The sequence below is a fragment of the Fodinicurvata sediminis DSM 21159 genome (genome assembly GCF_000420625.1).
In the GTDB taxonomy this organism is placed as follows: domain Bacteria; phylum Pseudomonadota; class Alphaproteobacteria; order Kiloniellales; family DSM-21159; genus Fodinicurvata; species Fodinicurvata sediminis.
In genome coordinates this window covers 1-1103 of sequence record NZ_ATVH01000012.1, presented here as the reverse complement: position 1 = coordinate 1103, position 1103 = coordinate 1, and the positions used below count along the sequence as shown (strand labels likewise).

At 61.0% G+C, this 1103-nt stretch carries 1 protein-coding gene; it reads right to left on the bottom strand.

Annotated elements, in window-relative coordinates; genetic code table 11:
• Nucleotides 1–1103, bottom strand: a 1103-nt coding sequence (locus G502_RS22380) for a hypothetical protein (protein WP_040487710.1), incomplete at both ends; no start/stop codon positions are given.

Genomic DNA, 1103 nt, shown 5'->3' with positions numbered 1-1103 from the left:
CTCAGCCTCGGCAACAACACCCGAAACGTTGAACTGCTGGGAGACGAACTGATCGGCCGTCTTGTCCCCGCAGTCGCCCTCGCAGATCTCGCGCCAGTTCTCTTCCAGAATGCGATCGTCCAGGTTGCTGAACGCGTCGTCGTCGTACTCCGTCGTCTGCGTCGTCGCGTTCACCTCGAAATCGTTGCTGTCGTCAATCGGCAGCTTCAGGCTCACGACACCCGACAGATCAACGGACTCCGGCCCCGGAGCCTGCTCGAAAATGTCGATCCACGCATCGTTCTCCTGGGTCTCCGCAACCTTCAGCGCATTGCGCCCGAAATTCAGAACCAGATCCCCATCATCGGCTAGGCGCGCCAGACCCTGGCCACCCTCACCGCCGTCCTTGCCAGGAACATTGATCAGGACCCACTCGGACGGAGACTCAACGATATTGCCCTCGGCTTCGGCATCCTTCACCTGCCAGACACGCGCCTCCTGGCCCTCGCCGCGGTTGCGCAACGTCATCCGCGTGATGCCCTCGGAACCGTCGTTGTCCTGCGTCGCAGCCACAAGCTTCACCGGAATGACAAGGTTCTCACCATCACCCTCAGCGCCATGCGCCGAGGACAACTCCGCGCCGTCCTCAGGGAACGTCCAGCCCTCGATCGACGCCTTCGTGTAGTCGATCTCGCGCACAAAGTAATCCGAGCTGTCGCCAGTCTCGATGCCACCCGTCTCAGCGCCGCCATACGGAACCGCCTCGAACGCCAGAGACCCGATCGCCTCGCCCTCGCAGAAATCAGACGCCTTCAGGTCGATCGTCCCAACGTTGGTGCCACCGTCGAAATCAACCTGCTGATAAACACCCTCGTAATCCGCAAAGTCTTCCTCAGGTGCAGAACCGAACAGAACCTTGCCCAGAACCTCGCCCTGCGAGTTGAACAGCGTCACCTGGCCGTACTCGCCCTGATCCTCGGTGTTGTACAGGTTCGAAACCGTTACCGTCACCGAACTCGCAGGATCGTCCAACTCGGCAACCAACGCCTCGCTCGAACCACCATCACCGTCCGGGTCATGGCCAATCTGATCGGGAACCTGACCGCCGCGGTTCTCGCCGTTGT